Genomic DNA, 14,689 nt, shown 5'->3' with positions numbered 1-14,689 from the left:
AAAAGCATGTATGTCTGGGCACGGCTTATAAAAACCGCGGTGACGGCGCGTCGCCGCGGCATCTACCGCATGGGTGACGAAAGCAGGCTGAGCTTCCGCTGCCTGCCGACTGACATCGACACCAACATGCACCTGAACAATGCTCGCTACATGATGCTGGCCGATCTTGGCCGCATCGACATCTTTCTGCGCGCAGGCCTGATCGGGCTGGCGCGCAAGAATGGCTGGGCGCCGATGATGGGCGGGCTCCAATCGGTTTTCGTGCGTGAGATCAGGCTGTGGCGGCAGTTCGATGTCGTTTCGACCGTCGAGACCTGGGAGGGTACCCAGGTCATCGGTCGCCACGAATTCATCCTCGATAATGGCGTGACCGCAGCGCTGGTGCTGACGACCGCCGGCGTCTACGACGCACGCAACCGCCGCTTCCTTGAAATCGACGAGGTGATTGCAGCACTCGGCAGCGAGGCGAAGGCCCGTCCGCCAAACGACGCCGAGCGCATCTTCATGCAATCCCACGACGGCCTGCGCTCGCTGGCGAAGAAGGGGTGAGGCGGCGGTTGATAATTATCGTCGCTTCTGGACAACCTCTCGCACCCGCGCTAGAACATAGAGGTATTTTTTCCTGTTTCGGGACCATGACGATGCTTTCGCACGACCGGGTCTGGGCTGCCATCGATGCGCTGGCCGAACGATACTCGCTCTCGGCTTCCGGTCTGGCGAAGCGGGCGGGGCTCGATTCCACCGCCTTCAACAAGTCGAAACGCGCGTCTGCTGACGGTCGTCCGCGCTGGCCTTCGACCGAGTCGCTGGCAAAGATCATCGAGGCGACCAATTCATCGCTGGATGAGTTTCTCGGGCTGGTCGAGGGACGATCCAAGGATGACCGGCCGCTGCCGGTGCAGAAATCCTCGGTGCCGCTGCTTGGCTTCGCGCAGGCCGGTGCCGGTGGCTTTTTCGACGATGCCGGCTTTCCGGCCGGGCAGGGCTGGGATCTCATCGAACTGCCGGCGCAGTCGACCGAAAATTCCTATGCGCTTCAGGTGCAGGGCGATTCCATGCTGCCGCTCTACCGCAATGGCGACGTGCTGATCGTCGAGCCGGGCGCGACGGTGCGCAAGGGCGACCGCGTCGTCGTCAAGACGCAGTCCGGCGAGGTCATGGCCAAGGTTCTGGTGCGCAGGAGCGCGCAGGAGATCGAGCTTCTGTCTATCAATCCCGAACACCCGGTCCGCAACATAGCGATGGGCGATGTCGACTGGCTCGCCCGCATCGTCTGGGCAAGCCAGTAGGGCGCCGGGTTGATGCGTCCCGGCATATTCGCGCTGACGGTCGCGGCACTTTTCGCCCTGAGCTACGGCATCATTGCTGGCGGGCACGCGATCACCTCGAACGAAGCGAGCTTTGACCCGTCGAGTATTGAGGTCCCGGACGAGACCGATATTCCGCCGATGGATGACGATGCTTCCCCGAACGACGATCTACAGCAGACAGCACCCGCCGATGACAGCATCTTGCCGGCCGCTCCGGAATCCCCAACACCTGCGCCGGAAAACAATGCCGCGCCGTCGAATAAATCAGGCGAGCTGGAACGCATCGCGCCGCGCGAGCCGCTGAGCCAGCTCGGTCTCGCGCTGCCGCCGAAGCCGCCGAAGCTGGTTGCGCCCGAAGACTGGAAAGGCACGCCGCTCTACCAGCCGGTGGCGAGTTCGGCCGGGCAGATCGAGGCCAAGGGCTATTCGATCGCCATCGCTGGCGTTGATCCGGTGGCGGCGAGTGACGATTGCAGTTTCGAAGGCACGTCGTGGCCCTGCGGCGCGCGGGCTCGCACGGCGTTCCGTTCCTGGCTGCGCGGCCGCGCCGTCACCTGCATCGTTCCGCCCGAGCCGGACCGCACCGTCATTTCCGCCGATTGCCGTGTCGGCAAGGAGGATGTCGGAACGTGGCTGGTGGCCAATGGCTGGGCGCGCGCCGCCACCGGTGGCCCTTATGCCGAGGCCGGGGAAAAGGCCCAGTCGGACAAGAAGGGCATATTCGGCCCGCCGCCCGCCCGCGTCAGCGTGACGCTTTCGCCCGCGACTACAAGCGCCTTGCCGGCGCCTCTACCGCCGCCGGACGAATTGCTGGGTTCGCCGGCAGAGCAGCCGGCGCAAACAGTCCCGGTTGCGCCGGGGCCTTTCCCGCCGGCTCCTACGCCGCCAACTGGCCAGCAAGCGCCTTTGCAATGAGCGCGCGCGTCTCGGCAATGCCGTAGAGTGCCGCGAACGAACCGAAGCGCGGGCCGCGCTCCTGACCGATCAGTACCTGATAGATCATCTGGAAGAAGGCGACCGAAACGCCAGGTCCGCCTTCCGGGCTCTGCTTGGAATGATCCTGATAGCGCTCGATCTTGCGGGCGACATTGAGCGATTCGTTCTGGATCGCTTCGCTGCTTGCATCGGCCGGCAACTGGCCGAGCGCGTCCGACAGCGCCTGAAGGGCTGCGTGTTCCACCTCGTCCGGGCTCCGGAAGGATTTCGTCGGCTTCACGAAATCGTCGAAATAGCGCACCGCATAGGCCGCGAGCCGGTCGAGCTCGGGATGCGACTTCGGCGTGACATCCTTCGCGTGGCGCGAGATGAAGCCCCACAGCACGTCCTTGCTGTCGGCGTTGGATGCACTCACCAGATTGAGCAGCAGCGCAAACGTCACCGGCATGTCGATCGCTGGCGGGTTGCCGTCATGCATGTGCCAGACCGGGTTGCCCAGCCGCTCCTTCCACTCCTGCTTCGGATAGGCGGAGAGGAAGGCGTAATACTCGTCCACCGCCTTGGGAATGACGTCGAAATAAAGCTTCTTGGCCTGCCGCGGGCGCTGGAACATGTAGAGGCCAAGGCTTTCCGTCGGCGCATAGGTCAGCCATTCGTCGATGGTCAGGCCGTTGCCCTTCGACTTCGAGATCTTCTGGCCGTTCTCGTCGAGGAATAATTCGTAGACGAAATGCTCCGGCGCGCGGCCGCCAAGGATGACGCAGATGCGGTCGTAGATGGTCTGATTGGTCTGGTGGTCCTTGCCGAACATCTCGAAATCGACATTGAGGGCGGCCCAGCGCATGCCGAAATCGGGCTTCCACTGAAGCTTCACGCGGCCGCCGGTTACCGGCAGGGTGGTTTCCTGGCCGTCCTCGTCATCGAAGGTGATGGTGCCGGCGTTGGCGTCGACGTTCTTCATCGGCACGTAGAGCACGCGGCCGCTCTTGGGCGAGATCGGCAGGAAGGGGCTGTAGGTCGCCTGGCGCTCTTCGCCCAGCGTCGGCAGCATCACCTTCATGATGTCGTCATAGCGTTCAGCCGCGCGCAGCAGCATCGCGTCGAAACGGCCGGCCTTGTAATATTCGGTGGCGCTGGCGAATTCGTAGTCGAAGCCGAAGGTGTCGAGGAAGCGGCGCAGCATCGCATTGTTGTGGTCGCCGAAGCTGGCATAGTCGCCGCCGAACGGGTTCGGCACGGCGGTCAGCGGCATGTGCAGATACGGCTCAAGCGCGGCGCGGTCCGGCACGTTCTCGGGGATCTTGCGCATGCCATCCATGTCGTCGGAGAAGCACAGCAGCCTGGTCTTGACCTTGTCCTGCGTCAGCACGCGGAAGGCGTGGCGCACCATCGTTGTGCGCGCCACCTCGCCGAAAGTGCCGATATGCGGCAGGCCAGACGGGCCGTAGCCTGTCTCGAACAGGATTGTTTCGGGGAATTCGCGACCTTTGTAGCGCGCGACGATTTTGCGCGCCTCCTCGAACGGCCAGGCTTTGCTTTCTGTCGCGGCCGCCAGAAGTTCGGGGTTGAGATCGATGATGTTTGATCCCGTCATGTCGCCATTCCTGCATAATTTGCCGGCACAGTCCGGCGATGCCTGCTCTAAGGCGCGCGGCAGGAAGCGTCAACGATTGCGGGCGTTTTTCCTTGCGGTCGAGCCGGCGCCTTCCTAACTTCGAAGCCCATCGCAAGCCCAAGGACAGCAAATGCCCGGCCCAACCGCCCATGAAGCCCTGATCTACCTGATGGTCGTCACCTCCGCCTCCGATCGCGACATGACCGATCTCGAACTTGCGCGCATCGGCGACGTGGTTCGCTCCTGGCCGGTGTTCGAAGGCTTCAACGACCAGAAGCTCGTCCGCATCTCGCAGGATTGCCAGAAGCTGCTGCACGAGCAGGAAGGCCTGGACGGCGTTCTTTCGGCCGCCGCCAAGGCCATTCCGCAGCGCCTCCACGACACCGCTTATGCGGCCGCGCTCGAAGTCGCTGCCGTCGATCTCGAAATGCGGCTGGAGGAGGTGCGCGTGCTGCAGCTTCTGCGGCGTCATCTCAGCATCGAGGAAAAGATGATCTCGGCGATCGAATGGGCGACCAAGGCACGCCACCGCATGCTGACGTGACCGGCAGCAGGTGATGGGCGATATCGCTGCTTCCGAGGCGTTCGTCCGCACTGTCGCCTTCCTGGCGATCTTCCTGGCCATGGCGCTGTTCGAACTGTGGTCGCCGCGCCTGGAACGGCAGGAAATGGCCGGCGCTCTGAAATCGCGCCGCTGGTTCGCCAACCTTTCGCTGGTGGTGATCTCGTCGTTGATGCTGCGTGTGATCTTTCCGGCTGCAGCCGTCGGTGCGGCAGCCTTTGCCGAGGCGAAAGGCTGGGGGCTTTTGCGCGCTGCCGGCCTCGACGGGGTGCTCGGCGGCATCGTCGCCTTCGTCGCGCTCGATTTCGCGGTCTGGCTGGAGCATGTCGCCAGCCACAAGCTGCCGATCCTGTGGCGTATCCACCGCGTCCACCATGCCGATACGGGCTTTGACGTCACCACCGGCCTGCGCTTTCACCCCCTGGAGATATTGCTTTCCATGATCTGGAAGGCCGGTGTGGTGATAGCGCTCGGCGCGCCGGTGCTGTCGGTGCTGGTGTTCGAGATCGTGCTCAACGGCTCGGCGATGTTCAGCCACTCGAACGTTCGGATTTCACCTTCGGTCGATCGCTGGCTGCGCAAGGTGATCGTCACGCCGGACATGCACCGCGTCCATCATTCGACGGACCGGCCCGAGACCGACTCCAATTATGGCTTCAACTTCTCGTTCTGGGACCGGTTGTTCAAAACCTATGTCGGCCAGCCGAAGCGCGGCCACGACGGCATGGCGATCGGCCTCGAGCAGTGGCGCGACGAAAAGCCGTCGCGGCTTGGCTGGCTGCTGGCGTTGCCGTTCAGGTCAGGGCGCGATGCCTCATGAGTTGTTTACCGGCGTTGCAAAGTCCCCGACATGGTTACGCCGCTTGCCGAGGCGGAATACGATATGCTGTTTGCAGACTTCATCGTAATTCGGACGCTGGCCTCGCCGTCACCGGAGGGCTGCTGGTAGGTGTAGGAGACGGTGTTTCCCGAAACCCGGCCGTTCTGGATCTCGTAGGATTGGCCGTTGGGTGACGAAGAGTTTCCCGAGACCGAGTTCCCGTTGATCCTGAGGTTCAGCGTCATCGGGGCGGAGAGCATCATCCAGCCGACCTTACCGTGCCAGGTTCCTGCAAAGGACTTCGAACCCTCACGTCCTTGTTGTTGGCCGCCCTGCGCGGCATTCTGGCGATCTTCAAACGCAGCGCATTTTTCGACCTTGAAATTCTTTCTTGAGATTGGACGCGTGCCGAAGACGCTTTCGGGTTCTGCATTGCCTCCTTTCAGGATGGCGCGCTGGGGCGTGTTGTCCAGATAGTAGTCGACCTTGGAGCAGGTCGGAGCAGAACTGCGAACGATGATTTCAGCGGAGTAGCTGCCCTTCGAGCCTGTCGAACTCCTGATCTCGATCTGTGCTTTGCAGCTGCCCACCCGCTTGTTGAAATCACAATCGGCAGCCGCGGCAACCGACCAGGATGCAAGAACCATGAAAGCCGAATAGACGGCAGAAAGAAGCAGTCGCAAGAAACATCCCCTCACAAATATAGGGTCCCACCTGGCGCGTTGCTTGGGATGCCCGTTGTGCCGTGACGATAACGAATCTGCTGCCGCACCTCACCCTCCAATTGGGTGGTTCGGCCGCCGCAATTCTGTGCACAAGGTTCCACGACAATTCAGGCGCATCTGCGCTGGCGAGCGGGGGCTTTGATGTCGCGACGACACTTCACGGTAGAAGCAGTGGTTTCGATCGGTTTTCTCGGCGTTGTTCTTGCAGCCTCCCTGCCATCCGAGGTGATAGCAGCGGCACAATGCAATTTCGACAAGCCTGTCGGCTCGTGCACGGGTTCAATAAGTATTGAAAGCTCTGGCGGTTCAAAGCCAAGTTATTCTGCTGAGATTACCGTTCACAGCAGCGCAAACGCATGCTCGAAGGTTGAGTACTATTTGGATTCAACGCCGAACACGACAATTCTTCGAAATTCGAATGCTGAACCGGAAAGCCTATTCAGCACAAAGCCGATTTCCAAGAAGAATATCAAGGTCAAGAAGTGCACTGAGTACGAAGACAAAAACAATTCAAACTCTTCCGTTAGCAAATCATGTATGCCGGCAGGGCTTCTGAAAGAGGTTGTAGCCAGGGAGACTGGTTATGTGCGCGAAAATAAATGGAAAATCGACCTTGCCCGGAAGAACAGGCAAGAGGAGCTTCAGGCGAAGAAAGTGAACTCCGCGTATGTTGCCGAGATGGACCAATTTCTCGCGCAATACGCTCCGTTGGTTGAGGAGAGCGAACGATTGGCCAACAAGGCTAAGAAGTGCCTCGCCGATCCCAGTTGCTCATGCCGAACATAGGGTTGGCTTCGGTTTAGAGCTATCGGAACCCGCCAGCTGCCGCCGAGCGCGCTATCGCGTGGATGGACTGGCATCAGGACGCTTCAGTAAAAGCTGACCGGAAAATAGCGGAGATACAACTCGGCGAAGATGCCCTTCACCGATATTTCATGCAGCGCATAGTTCAGGGCGTCCGCCAGTTGCGGATTGTCTGCCTTGGTGGCGATTGAGAGGCCGGTGCCGAGATATTCCGGGGCAAGATAGGGACCGCCGGCGAAGCGGCAGCAGCCAGCGGCTTCCGATCCGCCCAGCCAGAAGCCGAAGCGCATGCCGTCGCCGAAAGCGCCGTCGAGCTTGTTGGCCTTGAGATCGTCGAACAGCCATTCCTGCTTGGCATAGGTCACCGCCTTCACGTCGGGGAAATAGCTGCGCAGCAGGCGTTCATGCGCAGAGCCGGCGAGAACGCCGATGCGCTTGCCTTCCAGCTTGGCGTAGATCGGCTCGGCGACGGCGGATGATCTCGGCATGATGAAACGTGCCGGAAATTGCAGGTAAGGCCGCGAGAACGCATATTTCGCGCGGTTTTCCTGCGTCACGGCAACGCCGGCGACGATCGCCTCGCCGTCGCCCTTCTGCAGCGCCGCGTCGAGTTCGCCCCAGGGCAGGGCCTGGATCTGGCACTTCGCCGCGATATCGAGTTCGGCGCAGATGGCGCGGGCAAGGTCGACATGAAAGCCCGAAAGCCGGCCGTTTCCATCGAGGAAGTTGAACGGCGGAAAATCGGTGGTGGTCAGGAAGCGAAGCCTCTCAAGCGTCGAAAGGTCCGGCTTGGGCAAGCGCTCCTTGGTGTCCCAGAAAACCGGAACATCGGGTCCGGCTGCCCGCGCCGGTGCGCTCAGCGCTATCAGCGCGCAACAAACGGCCATCAGGATCGAACGTGGTTTCATGAAACGCCTAGTAATGCGAACAAGTGCGTAGACATTTACCCTTCCCTTGGCCGGCAGGCAAAAACATTGTGGAAAGGGGTCATCTCATTTGGCTGGCTAATAAATTAGCATTTGCTTTTTTGCCATGGCGGGAGGCGTCGGGATGTGCATTAATGCACGCGGGGATTGCAACATGGGGGTGTTGCGATGGCGTATTTTGTGCCGACGCGGGGTTACTGCGGCAGGAGGCATGGCTCGCCTGCATTGGGCGGGCCGCCGGATTTGCGCGCGCGTTGTGAATTCGGCGCGGGCGATCTGCAGATCCGGACCGGTGTTCGATGGCTGCGCTAGAATCGGAGCGTCCCAGCGGATTTCCTTTTCATGAGGCCGAACAGCCTGACGACGAATTCCACATTGGAGCTGCGAGCGGCAGCATAAGTCTTTTCGCGGCTCTCGTGCTGCCGGAAGTGGCGGAATGGCGGCCGGTGCTCGATCGGCTGGGCATTTCCTTCGACGACAGCGTTGTCATCGCCTCGCGCGCCGGCGTCAATGGCACGACCTTCCAGGCCGAGATTCTCGTGTCCGGCCTTGTCACGGAAGTCGCCTTCTATCGCGCCATTGCTGACGAGCTTGGCATGAAGTTCGAGACCAGGATCAATCCGCAGAGCCTGATGCTGGGGGAAGAGCAGGCGGTGACGATGCTGCGACAGGCACCGGCAAAGGGCGCGGCGCGGATCGAGGACGGTTTCGGCCGCATCGTCCTTCTCATCGCGCCGGATCTGGCCGGCTGGAAACGCCTGCGGCACCTTCAGGGCAGCGAGCTTTCCCGGCGCGCAAGGATCGTGGCGCCTGCGGTTCTGCGGCAGGCTGTGTTGCGGCGATCGCGCAAGATACTGACCGAACGCGCCCTGACCGGTCTCTCCGATCAGCGACCCGATTGCTCCGCGCGCAGTGTGCTGAGCGCCTGGCAGGCTTTCTTTCTGGGTGCCTTCGCGGTCGCCGTGCCGACTGCACTGCTTTTGAGATCGACGGCTTTTTTCGTCCTGCTGCATGTCCTGTTCTCGGTGTTTTTCCTGGCTTGCGTGGCGCTGCGCATTGCCGCTGCCTTCTGGTTCGAGAAGCGACCGCCGCAGAAACCGTCAGTTGCGCTGTCTCCCAAGATGCCGGTCTATTCGGTGCTCGTCGCGCTCCACGGTGAAGCGGAGGTCGTGCCGCAGCTTCTGGTCGCGCTGAGCAAGCTGCAATGGCCGCGCAGCAAGCTGGAGATCAAGCTGGTCTGCGAGGAGGACGACAAGGCGACGATCCAGGCGATCCGGGCTCACCCGCTGCGCAGCTATGTCGAAGTGGTGTCGGTGCCGGCGTCATTGCCGCGCACCAAGCCGAAGGCGCTTGCCTATGCTTTGCCGCTGACGAGCGGGGAGTTCGTGGTGCTCTACGATGCCGAAGACAGGCCGCACCCGATGCAGCTGATGGAGGCCTGGCAGAGGTTCGCGGCAGCAGACGCGGAACTCGCTTGCCTTCAGGCGCCGCTCGAGATTTCGAACCGCCGGGCAAGCCTCATCTCGAACATGTTCGGCTTCGAATATGCCGGTCTTTTTCGGCGGCTCCTGCCATGGCTGGCCGCGCACAGGCTCGTTCTGCCGCTCGGCGGCACGTCCAATCATTTTCGCCGGTCGGCTCTGGAAGAAGTCGGTGGCTGGGACCCCTACAACGTCACCGAGGATGCCGATCTTGGCCTGCGGCTGGCGCGTTTCGGCTACCGGGCCGACACTCTGTCATGCCCGACGCGCGAGGACGGGCCGGAAGATTTCGACACCTGGCTCGCCCAGCGCAAACGCTGGTTCAAGGGCTGGATTCAGACCTGGTTCGTCCATATGCGCAATCCCGTCAGGCTCGCCCGCGAAGTGCCTTTCGCTTCGTTCTGCATGGCGCAGATCCTGTTCGCCGGCATGGTCATGTCGGCGCTGATGCACCCGTTCCTGATCCTGTCGGCGCTGGTGCTGACCGTTCAGGTCAGCGGCGGCATTCCGCTGAGCCTTTGGCAATGGGGCCTGCTGGCGTTCGACTCCATCACCGTGGTGCTTGGCTACGCATCCTTCATGGTGCTTGGCCGAATGACACTCAACGAGCGCGAGAGCCGGGGGTTCTGGAAGGTCTGCCTGATGACGCCGGTCTACTGGCTGATGCTGTCGCTGGCGGCATGGTGCTCCGTCTACGAACTGTGGAAGCGGCCGCATCACTGGCACAAGACGCCGCACCGGGAAGCGAGACCGCTTGCTAACTCTACCCTGCCGGTCATCTGACGCAGTTTTCTGCGCTTCCGGTGCTCACGTACCTAAATGTACGCTCCGCTCCGGTTCTCGAAAACCACGCCATATGCCTCGGCAGGGCGAGTTATCAAACAGTCTCTAACCCGGCGTTGCCGATGAGTTGCCGAGCTTTCACTTCAGGAACTTCGGCCCTTCGCCGATGATCTTCTTGTCAGGCTTGCCGATGGCGTCGAGATCGCGTCCCGTATAGGGCAGGGCAAGGAGAATGTGCCGGATCACCGCGATACGCAGCCGCCGCTTGTCGTTGGCCTTAACGATCGTCCATGGCGTCTCGGAAGTGTGGGTCCGCTTGACCATCAGGTCGCGCATTTCGGTATAGGCGTCCCATTTGCTGATGCCGGCGACATCCATCGGCGAGAACTTCCAGTTCGTCAGCGGGCTGTGGCGGCGGTCGTGAAAGCGCTTGAGCTGGATCTCCTGGCTGGTATCCAGCCAGAACTTGAAGAAATGGATGCCTTCACGCACGATCTGCTTTTCGAAACGCGGCGTTTCCTCCAGGAAATGCTCGTGCTGTTCGGGCGTGCAAAAACCCATCACCGGTTCGACGCCGGCGCGGTTGTACCAGGATCGGTCGAAGGTGACGAACTCGCCCGCCGTCGGAAAATGCGAAATGTAGCGCTGATAATACCATTGGCCGCGCTCGGTTTCGGTCGGCTTGGTCAACGCCACGTTGCGGGCCGTACGCGGGTTCATATATTCCCGCACCGCATTGATCGTCCCGCCCTTGCCGGCGGCGTCACGCCCCTCGAAAAGGGTCAGCACCCTGTGGCCTGTCGCCTGCATCCAGGCCTGAAGCTTGACGAGTTCGATCTGCAGCCGCTCCAGCGTCTCTTCATAGTCCTTGGAGGGCATCTTGTCGTCATAGGGATAGCCGCCCGAACGCAAGGCCTTCTTGTCGATCCAGTCGGGCAATTCGGGATTGTTGATGTCGAAGAGACGCTCCTTGCCGCCGACCTTTAGTTTCAACGGTGTGAGACCCGCGGTCTCCTTCGCTGCTGCGGTCTCCGGCGCGTCGTCGGCGTTTTTCATTTCGACAAACCTTTCTTGGTTTCCCTTTCATGCTATTGGGTGCGGCCATACTGGTCCAGCGTGAAGTTTTACACCCAAGTACAAGGCATCACGGGATTTTCGCATGAGCGATCAAGGCCGCGAACAATGGATACGCCGCGCAATGCGGCTGGTTGCAAACCGGTTTCGCCAGAACCGCTGGATGCTGGCCGCAGCCGTCGCAGCCGTGCTTGCCGTCCACATATGGGCCGGAGGCGACACGCGGACGGTCGCCGCAGTGGTGGGCGCGCTGATCGTCGTGGCGGGTCTAGCGCCCAGCCGCACGGCGGGTCTTCTCACGGCCGAGGCCGAAGAAACCGCCAATGGCGGCACGCGTGGCCTCTCGGGCGAAAACCTCGCCGCCGCCGTCACCGACCCGCTGATCGTCTTCGACGGTGCGGGCGCGGTCGTCCATGCCAATGATGCGGCCGTCAATGCTTTCGGGGCGCTGCGCCCGGGCATCCTGTTGCTGCTGAAATTCCGCGCGCCGGAAATGCAGGAGATGATACAGGCGGTGCTGTTCGGCCATGCCGCGTCGCGGCAGATCGACTTCATCGAGCGGGTGCCGATCGAGCGCGTCTTTCGCGTCACCGCCTCCGCCGTCGGAAGAGGCACCGGCCTCTATGTCATGGTGTTCAAGGACCAGAGCGAGACGCGCCGCATCGATCGCATGCGCGCCGATTTCATCGCCAATGCCAGCCACGAGCTGCGCACGCCGCTGGCCTCGATTTCTGGTTTCGTGGAGACGCTGCGCGGCCCGGCGCGCGACGACGCCAAGGCGCGTGATCATTTCCTGCAGATCATGCAGAACCAGACCGCGCGCATGGCACGGCTGATCGACGACCTGCTGTCGCTGTCGCGGCTGGAGATGAAGTCGCATCTGCGGCCCGGCGTGAAAGTCGACCTGCGCGGCGTGGTGGAAAGCGTCATCGATTCCCTCAGCCCGTTGGCGAAGGAGTCCGGCGTCGTCGTCGAGCGCGACTTCCCCGCCGGCACCTTCGAGGCGCTGGGCGACCGCGACGAACTGTTCCAGGTCTTCGAGAACCTGCTGGAAAACGCCTGCAAATATGGCGCGTCGGGCGGCCGCGTCGTCGTCTCTATCGGCGGTCCGGACACGAATGCCGAGCATGAAACCACGGTCACGATCCAGGATTTCGGTCCCGGCATTCCCGAAGAGCACATTCCGCGCGTGACCGAGCGCTTTTACCGGGTGGACGTGGAAACCAGCCGTTCGCAGAAAGGCACGGGCCTCGGCCTTTCCATCGTCAAGCATATATTGACCCGTCACAACGCCCGCCTGTCGATCCGCTCGAAGCTGGGCGAGGGTGCGGCCTTCACCGTCCATTTTCCGGCGGCGGAATGATATCCGCCGCCGGACGAGCGGTATGTCCGGGGAGGCCGAACCTGTCTATCGCTCCGCGCGTCCAGTGGCGCGCAAGACGCGATCTATTTCCTTCCTCTAGATCGCCGTGCGTCCATTCGGACGCACAAAGGACGATCTAGGACTTAGAACAAGCATCGGAATATTCCGAAAACCGGTAACCACTTTTCGGTCCGATGCTCTAAGCCGATCTCGCGACCACCAGGCCATCTTCGCCGAGATCGGCTCGCGCGATGTGGCCATTGCGCAAAAGCCAGCGGCTGAACCGGTACCTCGTGGAGAAGGCCGTGCCGGTAATGACGACCGGCTCGCAGCACCTCTCTATATCGTCGTCGATCCGGTTGAGCAGATCGGGCACACCGCCTGTGCCGATCCTGCCCCACAGGATGTAGTCTGTACCGCTCGGCGTTTTCCGGAGGCTGCCGCCCCCGGAAATATGCGCCTTGTCCGCCTGAAGCAGCCGCGCCTCCTCTGCGCGGGCTGCTTGCATCTCCTTTCGTAGTTCGCTCATGAACTGAGCGAAATATTCCTTGCGAGGGATTTCGGGCACCACCAGATCGTCGTTATGGCTGGTGTTGGCGAGTGCTGCCCGAGATCCGTTCCGATGCCGCACCGGGTGCCCCCCGTGTTCGTGTTGTCCCATTTTAAGCTGCACGAGCGCCTCCTGTACGGCTGGTGCGATACTGCTGCATGAACGGCTCGTAGGGGCCGCGATGCACCAGAATGGAATGGTCGAGATTGCCCCTGGCGAGCGCGCGGTCGCGCGCTTCCGGCGTGACGTCGAAATAGGCGGCGACACACCAGCGGTCGTCGATCAGAATAGGATTTCCGATCTGTCTCACCGTCCAGCCGAACCGCTTCCACAGCGGCAGCCAATACAGGTCCTGAATACCGCCGATGCGGCTGATGCCTTCGTTCAGGCAGTATTCCATGACCGTTCCGCAGAACTGGCCCTTGATCGGGCCGTGGCCTTTTTCGCGGAAGGAAGGGACGATGAAGCCGCGCGTCCATTCGGCGACGTCCGGTTGCCTGGGGACGCCGGTGAAATTGCAGCTGTGCGGAAACACTTCGCTAAGCATATGCGGTTCGGTGGTCGGCAGAAGCCGGGTCCCGGTCATGACCTGATCGTCAACGATCCCGATCATGTAGGTGGCCTCGTCGGTGTCGAACTGGTCGATTTCCATGCCGCTGCCGTCGTCGTCGCGCCATTGCTTTTCTTCGACATAGATGGCGTGGCGCGCGCGAAAGAAGTCTTCGAGCTCGGCGACATAGAGGTGGCGGTTTGCGGCGTTTACGACGTGGATCTGCACGGCTACTACCCCCTGCGGTTGATTCTCTCGCAGAAGGATGAACCGTAACGGGCCTGTCAGCTATCATCGGAATCGATGATTGACCGGCAATTTACACGTGAATAATATGTTGCCTGATTGCTTCCATAACCGCCTGGGTTGTATTGGCGGTATCCAGCTTCGCGTTGATATGCCGCTGGTGGGTGCGCGTCGTCGCCTCGGAAATATTGAGGATGGTCGATATCTCCCAGGCGGTCTTGCCGGCAGCCGCCCATTTCAGGATTTCCTGCTCCCTGTCGCTCAGGGATGGAGGCGGAGGAGCTTTCTTCGACGCCAGGTCATTCGCGGCCATCTGGAAATAGACGGCGGCGCAATAGAGCAGGCCTTCGTCTTTCTTGTCGATGTCCATCCGGCGGTGACTGGCAAGCGAGACAACCGCCTGCCACCTTCTGGCAGTCCGCAAGGGGAAAGCAATGCCGTCGACCAGGCCAAAAGCAGCGGCCTCGCCGTTCAGCTGCTGGACGCGCTTGGTGACGGGAAATGCGTCCCAGGCTTCCCGCCAATGAAAAGGCCGGTCTTTGGTAATCGACCATTTCGAGACCGGATCGTCGGGAAAATACACCTGCTCGCGGTAACGATCGGACCAGGCTTCCGGCCAATGGTTTGCGATGACCATCGGTTCCACGTCGATGCCGGCCGAAGGCAGGCCGGTCATGATGAACGCGTTGAAGCCTTGCCGATCGATGACTTGTGAGAAATCGTTGACGAGGAGGGACAGGTTTGGATGTCTCTCCGCCCGCTCGATGAAATCGAGCAATTCGCTGTGTGCATTCAGCATTGCCGTTCCTCGGTGCGTTTGCCTGTCCGCAACATGAGTAACTATAGCTATATCTATGAATCTAACGATGTAAATCGGTAATTTAGAACTATTGCGGCGCTGTCACGCAAAGTTTTTTGTTTCGGATGTTGTCAATTTTTGTCCG

15 protein-coding genes are annotated in these 14,689 nt (G+C 61.3%); 8 read left to right on the top strand and 7 right to left on the bottom strand.

What is annotated here, in order from left to right:
- The first annotated feature begins 6 nt into the window (after nucleotides 1-6).
- The 3 genes from WBQ96_RS22190 to WBQ96_RS22180 all read left to right on the top strand — a co-directional run bounded on the left by WBQ96_RS22190 (nucleotide 7) and on the right by WBQ96_RS22180 (nucleotide 2,225).
- Nucleotides 7-549 (top strand): thioesterase family protein, encoded by a 543-nt coding sequence (locus tag WBQ96_RS22190; RefSeq protein WP_336554305.1) that lies wholly within the window; start codon nucleotides 7-9, stop codon nucleotides 547-549.
- Between the two features lie 92 nt (nucleotides 550-641).
- Nucleotides 642-1,289, top strand: a complete 648-nt coding sequence (locus WBQ96_RS22185; RefSeq protein WP_091917937.1) for a S24 family peptidase — start codon at nucleotides 642-644, stop codon at nucleotides 1,287-1,289.
- A 12-nt stretch (nucleotides 1,290-1,301) separates the two neighbouring features.
- Nucleotides 1,302-2,225, top strand: coding sequence for a thermonuclease family protein (locus WBQ96_RS22180; protein ID WP_336554309.1), 924 nt, complete (start codon nucleotides 1,302-1,304; stop codon nucleotides 2,223-2,225).
- Here WBQ96_RS22180 and WBQ96_RS22175 read toward each other — a convergent pair.
- Nucleotides 2,188-3,840, bottom strand: a complete 1,653-nt coding sequence (locus WBQ96_RS22175; protein ID WP_336554311.1) for a lysine--tRNA ligase — start codon at nucleotides 3,838-3,840, stop codon at nucleotides 2,188-2,190. The two genes, WBQ96_RS22180 and WBQ96_RS22175, sit on opposite strands and share 38 nt — an antisense overlap.
- A gap of 151 nt (nucleotides 3,841-3,991) precedes the next feature.
- Here WBQ96_RS22175 and WBQ96_RS22170 point away from each other — a divergent pair, with 151 nt between their 5' ends.
- Nucleotides 3,992-4,405 (top strand): tellurite resistance TerB family protein, encoded by a 414-nt coding sequence (locus tag WBQ96_RS22170; RefSeq protein WP_165114536.1) that lies wholly within the window; start codon nucleotides 3,992-3,994, stop codon nucleotides 4,403-4,405.
- A 13-nt stretch (nucleotides 4,406-4,418) separates the two neighbouring features.
- On the top strand, nucleotides 4,419-5,243 hold the full coding sequence (locus WBQ96_RS22165; RefSeq protein WP_336554313.1) for a sterol desaturase family protein: 825 nt from the start codon (nucleotides 4,419-4,421) through the stop codon (nucleotides 5,241-5,243).
- Between the two features lie 5 nt (nucleotides 5,244-5,248).
- On the opposite strand, the gene WBQ96_RS22160 is transcribed toward WBQ96_RS22165, so the two are convergent.
- Nucleotides 5,249-5,890, bottom strand: coding sequence for a hypothetical protein (locus WBQ96_RS22160; protein WP_337035928.1), 642 nt, complete (start codon nucleotides 5,888-5,890; stop codon nucleotides 5,249-5,251).
- Between the two features lie 219 nt (nucleotides 5,891-6,109).
- Between WBQ96_RS22160 and WBQ96_RS22155 the strand changes: the two genes are divergently transcribed.
- Nucleotides 6,110-6,754 (top strand): hypothetical protein, encoded by a 645-nt coding sequence (locus WBQ96_RS22155; protein WP_336554318.1) that lies wholly within the window; start codon nucleotides 6,110-6,112, stop codon nucleotides 6,752-6,754.
- 83 nt (nucleotides 6,755-6,837) lie between these two features.
- Here WBQ96_RS22155 and WBQ96_RS22150 read toward each other — a convergent pair whose 3' ends face one another.
- The gene (locus tag WBQ96_RS22150) at nucleotides 6,838-7,680 is read right to left on the bottom strand and encodes a transporter substrate-binding domain-containing protein (RefSeq protein ID WP_165114548.1); all 843 of its coding nucleotides are present in this window, start codon (nucleotides 7,678-7,680) and stop codon (nucleotides 6,838-6,840) included.
- Between the two features lie 317 nt (nucleotides 7,681-7,997).
- Here WBQ96_RS22150 and WBQ96_RS22145 point away from each other — a divergent pair, with 317 nt between their 5' ends.
- A complete protein-coding gene (locus tag WBQ96_RS22145) occupies nucleotides 7,998-9,962 on the top strand; it encodes a glycosyltransferase family 2 protein (RefSeq protein WP_336554321.1) in 1,965 nt (654 codons plus the stop codon).
- A 138-nt stretch (nucleotides 9,963-10,100) separates the two neighbouring features.
- Here WBQ96_RS22145 and ppk2 read toward each other — a convergent pair whose 3' ends face one another.
- The gene (gene ppk2, locus WBQ96_RS22140; RefSeq protein WP_336554323.1) at nucleotides 10,101-11,018 is read right to left on the bottom strand and encodes a polyphosphate kinase 2; all 918 of its coding nucleotides are present in this window, start codon (nucleotides 11,016-11,018) and stop codon (nucleotides 10,101-10,103) included.
- 103 nt (nucleotides 11,019-11,121) lie between these two features.
- On the opposite strand from ppk2, the gene WBQ96_RS22135 reads away from it, so the two are divergent.
- The gene (locus tag WBQ96_RS22135) at nucleotides 11,122-12,399 is read left to right on the top strand and encodes an ATP-binding protein (RefSeq protein WP_336554325.1); all 1,278 of its coding nucleotides are present in this window, start codon (nucleotides 11,122-11,124) and stop codon (nucleotides 12,397-12,399) included.
- A gap of 199 nt (nucleotides 12,400-12,598) precedes the next feature.
- Here WBQ96_RS22135 and WBQ96_RS22130 read toward each other — a convergent pair whose 3' ends face one another.
- The 3 genes from WBQ96_RS22130 to WBQ96_RS22120 form a co-directional block, all read right to left on the bottom strand.
- Nucleotides 12,599-13,072 carry a hypothetical protein gene (locus WBQ96_RS22130; protein ID WP_336554327.1) on the bottom strand — a complete coding sequence of 158 codons (474 nt, stop codon included), beginning with the start codon at nucleotides 13,070-13,072 and terminating at the stop codon, nucleotides 12,599-12,601.
- Nucleotides 13,062-13,727, bottom strand: a complete 666-nt coding sequence (locus WBQ96_RS22125) for an acyl-homoserine-lactone synthase (protein WP_165114588.1) — start codon at nucleotides 13,725-13,727, stop codon at nucleotides 13,062-13,064. Before WBQ96_RS22125 ends, WBQ96_RS22130 begins: the two co-directional genes overlap by 11 nt.
- A 91-nt stretch (nucleotides 13,728-13,818) precedes the next feature.
- Nucleotides 13,819-14,523 carry a helix-turn-helix transcriptional regulator gene (locus WBQ96_RS22120; RefSeq protein ID WP_337035926.1) on the bottom strand — a complete coding sequence of 235 codons (705 nt, stop codon included), beginning with the start codon at nucleotides 14,521-14,523 and terminating at the stop codon, nucleotides 13,819-13,821.
- Nucleotides 14,524-14,689 lie beyond the last annotated feature (166 nt).

Source organism: Mesorhizobium sp. CCNWLY176, assembly GCF_037153935.1.
Classification (GTDB): domain Bacteria; phylum Pseudomonadota; class Alphaproteobacteria; order Rhizobiales; family Rhizobiaceae; genus Mesorhizobium_M; species Mesorhizobium_M zhangyense.
This window is presented reverse-complemented; position numbering and strand designations above follow the sequence as displayed.

What these genes read in the sequence shown, in the direction of transcription:
- WBQ96_RS22190 (WP_336554305.1), top strand. Translation starts at nt 7, where the DNA reads ATGTATGTCTGGGCACGGCTTATAAAAACCGCGGTGACGGCGCGTCGC.
- WBQ96_RS22185 (WP_091917937.1), top strand. Translation starts at nt 642, where the DNA reads ATGCTTTCGCACGACCGGGTCTGGGCTGCCATCGATGCGCTGGCCGAA.
- WBQ96_RS22180 (WP_336554309.1), top strand. Translation starts at nt 1,302, where the DNA reads ATGCGTCCCGGCATATTCGCGCTGACGGTCGCGGCACTTTTCGCCCTG.
- WBQ96_RS22175 (WP_336554311.1), bottom strand. Translation starts at nt 3,840, where the DNA reads ATGACGGGATCAAACATCATCGATCTCAACCCCGAACTTCTGGCGGCC.
- WBQ96_RS22170 (WP_165114536.1), top strand. Translation starts at nt 3,992, where the DNA reads ATGCCCGGCCCAACCGCCCATGAAGCCCTGATCTACCTGATGGTCGTC.
- WBQ96_RS22165 (WP_336554313.1), top strand. Translation starts at nt 4,419, where the DNA reads ATGGGCGATATCGCTGCTTCCGAGGCGTTCGTCCGCACTGTCGCCTTC.
- WBQ96_RS22160 (WP_337035928.1), bottom strand. Translation starts at nt 5,890, where the DNA reads ATGGTTCTTGCATCCTGGTCGGTTGCCGCGGCTGCCGATTGTGATTTC.
- WBQ96_RS22155 (WP_336554318.1), top strand. Translation starts at nt 6,110, where the DNA reads ATGTCGCGACGACACTTCACGGTAGAAGCAGTGGTTTCGATCGGTTTT.
- WBQ96_RS22150 (WP_165114548.1), bottom strand. Translation starts at nt 7,680, where the DNA reads ATGAAACCACGTTCGATCCTGATGGCCGTTTGTTGCGCGCTGATAGCG.
- WBQ96_RS22145 (WP_336554321.1), top strand. Translation starts at nt 7,998, where the DNA reads ATGGCTGCGCTAGAATCGGAGCGTCCCAGCGGATTTCCTTTTCATGAG.
- ppk2 (WP_336554323.1), bottom strand. Translation starts at nt 11,018, where the DNA reads ATGAAAAACGCCGACGACGCGCCGGAGACCGCAGCAGCGAAGGAGACC.
- WBQ96_RS22135 (WP_336554325.1), top strand. Translation starts at nt 11,122, where the DNA reads ATGAGCGATCAAGGCCGCGAACAATGGATACGCCGCGCAATGCGGCTG.